Origin of the sequence: Gordonia effusa NBRC 100432 (genome assembly GCF_000241305.1) — a bacterium.
Taxonomy (GTDB): Bacteria; Actinomycetota; Actinomycetes; order Mycobacteriales; family Mycobacteriaceae; genus Gordonia; species Gordonia effusa.
The window spans coordinates 1-3,495 of sequence record NZ_BAEH01000082.1; the positions used below are offsets into that span (position 1 = coordinate 1).

Annotated in this window: 3 protein-coding genes, 1 pseudogene and 1 CRISPR repeat array; of the genes and pseudogenes, 1 reads left to right on the top strand and 3 read right to left on the bottom strand. The window is 63.6% G+C overall.

Annotation, left to right across the window (positions count from 1 at the left end; translation table 11 throughout):
- The first annotated feature begins 7 nt into the window (after nucleotides 1-7).
- Nucleotides 8-708: a CRISPR direct-repeat array (repeat unit 29 nt; unit sequence GTCTGCCCCGCGCGAGCGGGGATGTTCCC).
- A gap of 412 nt (nucleotides 709-1,120) precedes the next feature.
- From GOEFS_RS14610 to GOEFS_RS14620, 3 genes are all read right to left on the bottom strand, one after another.
- Entirely contained in the window at nucleotides 1,121-1,648 is a 528-nt protein-coding gene (locus tag GOEFS_RS14610) for a hypothetical protein (protein WP_007318702.1), read from the bottom strand.
- Nucleotides 1,645-1,836, bottom strand: coding sequence for a hypothetical protein (locus GOEFS_RS14615; protein WP_007318703.1), 192 nt, complete (start codon nucleotides 1,834-1,836; stop codon nucleotides 1,645-1,647). The genes GOEFS_RS14610 and GOEFS_RS14615 overlap by 4 nt, the downstream gene beginning before the upstream one ends.
- A gap of 256 nt (nucleotides 1,837-2,092) precedes the next feature.
- Nucleotides 2,093-2,656 carry a GNAT family N-acetyltransferase gene (locus tag GOEFS_RS14620; RefSeq protein ID WP_040525214.1) on the bottom strand — a complete coding sequence of 188 codons (564 nt, stop codon included), beginning with the start codon at nucleotides 2,654-2,656 and terminating at the stop codon, nucleotides 2,093-2,095.
- A 451-nt stretch (nucleotides 2,657-3,107) separates the two neighbouring features.
- Between GOEFS_RS14620 and GOEFS_RS14625 the strand changes: the two are divergent.
- Nucleotides 3,108-3,495 (top strand): annotated as a pseudogene (locus tag GOEFS_RS14625) (CocE/NonD family hydrolase); the annotation flags it as partial.

Consider the following 3,495-nt stretch of genomic DNA (forward strand, 5'->3'; position numbering starts at 1 on the left):
AAGCCCGGTCTGCCCCGCGCGAGCGGGGATGTTCCCACGTCATAGGTATCTTCGACCTGGTTACCTGCGTCTGCCCCGCGCGAGCGGGGATGTTCCCGCCGCTCAATGCCTGTTGCCGGCGGCGGGCTCGTCTGCCCCGCGCGAGCGGGGATGTTCCCGCGACGACAAAGCGTGGTTTGACACCCCGGTGGTCTGCCCCGCGCGAGCGGGGATGTTCCCTGCACGTGAACGAGCCGAGCAGCAGGGTTGACGTCTGCCCCGCGCGAGCGGGGATGTTCCCTGCACGTGAACGAGCCGAGCAGCAGGGTTGACGTCTGCCCCGCGCGAGCGGGGATGTTCCCTTCCGTGCGATTGCGCAGAAGTTCCGTGCGTGGTCTGCCCCGCGCGAGCGGGGATGTTCCCGCGGATGGGTCTAGACACTTCCCGCCTCGTCTGTCTGCCCCGCGCGAGCGGGGATGTTCCCTTTTCCGGCAACCCGTGCGCGCCCAGCTCAGCGTCTGCCCCGCGCGAGCGGGGATGTTCCCGGCGGCAAAGGCACAAACGCCGCCACCGCGTTGTCCGCCCCGCGCGAGCGGGGATGTTCCCGCCGTCGCACCCGGCCTCGGCCTTGGCTTCGTGTCCGCCCCGCGCGAGCGGGGATGTTCCCCTACCGTGCGGTTGCGGCGTCGGCCGTGGTGGGTCGTCCCCGCGCGAGCGGGGATGTTCCGGGGGAGTAGGTATCCGCAGAGGGCGCGGTCTTGTCGGCCCCGCGCGAGCGGGATGTTCCCGGTAGGCGAGGAAAGGAACTCCCTCGCGAAACGTCCGCCCCGCGCGAGCGGGGATGTTCCGGTGAACGGTGAGAGGGTTCGGCTCGACCAACGGTCTGCCCCGCGCGAGCAGGAATGTTCCCATCACCGACGTCGGGGCCTCGATCGCCGCCGCGTCCGCCCCGCGCGAGCGGGGATGTTCCGTAGGACACGTTGTCGGACAGTCCTAGGTAGTGGTGCTCCGCGCGAGCGGGGATGTTCCCCGGCGACAACTCGCTTACGAAGAGGCTCTGTCTGCGTGTCGTGCCACGCGTGGATGCTGGTTCTCGGCCCAAGATCCGACCAATCGAGCATCTGATGCCGAAGCCAGACGACTAAAATCCCTTGGTCTTCGCGGCCGTCCCACGAGAAGTCCCAGCCGACTTCTTGACGCTCCGCCCGCGAGGCGCCGCGACCTTATTCGCTGGCACTCCCCTAGCCGCGGACGGAACCTTTTGGGCAATGGGCGTACCGGCCGGGGATGACTTCCGCGAAGGCCTCCCGCCCGTCAACTGCGAGATTCGCTGAGCCGAAACACCCATAAGTGACCCGACATCACGAAGTGAGAAGCCTTGATGACGGAGGCTATTAGCCACGTGCCGCGAGCGTGACGCGACCTCACGCTGCAAGCGGTCGAGCTGGGCAATCTGACCGCGAACTTCCTTCAACGCGGATTGATCGTCTTCGTGGATGACCGGCTGCACGTCGACCTCATCAACGACTACACCAAGCATGCTGGCCGCGTCGGTAACTTCTGTTGCTATCTGATCGAGACGCCGCGCCTGAGTGAATAGGCCAGGCAGTTCCGGAACTTGAATGGCCCACCAGTCACCGGACCGGACGGCCTGCGCTGTGACCTTCACTGCTCTGCCTCCATGTACTTGATAATGCTCTTGGCGGTAAGTTCGTTGATCTCGTTGTGACGAGGGATAGTCGTCTTGCGATCGCCTATCGCGGCCAACGTGTGACTGCCGCCCTCAGTGAGGATCAGCCGCTCGCCCTTGGCCTTAGCCACCTTGCCTAAGCGCTTGATCACGTCCCGCCGCTTCACAGCGTAATTCTAGTCCCCCTTTAGTTCAAGATTCAATCCCCCCTTTACTTAGAGTCGAATATCGAGGATGCGACCATATTGGCGAATTCTCTACGGAGGCTGACCTGCTCAAGCGGGCGCAGACACGCGCCTATCACCTTGCCTCACAACAACTTTCGCCCGCCGCACATTCGGCCACAAGTCCTCCAACGACGGCTCGAATCCTAGAGCGTACCCGGACGGCTCCGGGCACAATCACGAGCGAGGAAACCACCAATCACCGCGCCACCCGATACCGCAGCGTGTTTCCGACATGACCATGCCCGCGGGACAGTTCATCAGATTCGCGAATGCTGTCGAGCACACCGCCCGAACTTTCGATCACCCTGCGAGATCCGACGTTGGTCTCGTCGCAGGTAATCAACACCTCGACTAGCCCGATGCTGCCCCAGGCGTATGCGAGAACCGTCCGCAGCGCCAGTGTCGCGATGCCCTTCCGCCTCTCCGACGGCCGAATCCCGTAACCGACATGACCTCCGAGGTCCGCCAACAAATCATTCAAACTGTGCCTCAACTGAATGGCGCCGACATACCGGCCACCCCGGACAATCCACCAGTTGGTTGCCGGCACCACTTCAGACGAAGGCGCCGCGCCGGGCTGCGCATTCAGCGCATCAACCCAGCGGTCAAATCCATCACGCGAGTCAAGGTCAACCCCTAGTCGCTCAGCAGCCCACAACCCGGCGCCCGGTTGATGCGCCTCCGGCCCGCCCCATTCTCTTCGCGCTTCCAACCATGACTCCCAGAAGACGGCTTTCGGCGCGACAAGTTCGATAGTCATAACTGCCAGATTCTGTCCCCGATATTCGCCCACGTCCACCAAAAATTGAGCCCCACCAGCCCCATTCACCCCACTCCAACCACCCCCGACCCAGACAGTTCTCGCACCAAACCCCCACCCCACAGCCACAAACAGCCTCCTGCAAGCACCCCGCAAGCGCGGCCAACACCACCAACCACCCCGACCTCACCTACGTCAGTCGACTGACGAACACCTCATCACCGCAGCCCACATAGTCATTTGTCCAACTGTCCAAAAACCCAGGTCGGGCGATCGGACGACGAATCGGCTAACGGATCAACACCAAAATGCGACCCCCTAGTTAGCGGACCTTTATGCCACCTGGGATATATTTCGCTAGAACCGATCGAGTGACACATGCCACAGTGATTCTTCAGGGACCTGAATAGGCTTTGCGAAACTCGATCCGACCCAACGAGGTGATGATCCGATGACGTATCAACTCGATACGCCCGGCCAGCGCGCAACCGCGCGCAAGGCCCGTCGCACGTCTGTCCCGACCGCCCAACGCGGCTCCATCCAAGCGCTCCCCCTCGGCGACCCAACCGGCGGCGCCAACGCCCGCGAATGGCGCAAACTCGTCGACGGCAAGCAGCGCTACCCACGCGTCAGCATCAACCGGTCCGCGATCATCACCATGAGCGACGGCGTACGCCTGCGCGCGACAGTTGTGCGCCCGGCCAACCGGTTCGGCCAGGCCATCACCACGCCCTACCCGGTGATCGTCAACATCAACCCCTACAACCGCGCGGTCATCGGCGGCATCGACAAAACCCTGCACGCGCCGGTCATCGGCCACGCGATCAGTTCGGCGTCGG

Coding starts and splice junctions, on each gene's coding strand:
- GOEFS_RS14620 (WP_040525214.1), bottom strand. CDS start 2,656: ATGACTATCGAACTTGTCGCGCCGAAAGCCGTCTTCTGGGAGTCATGG.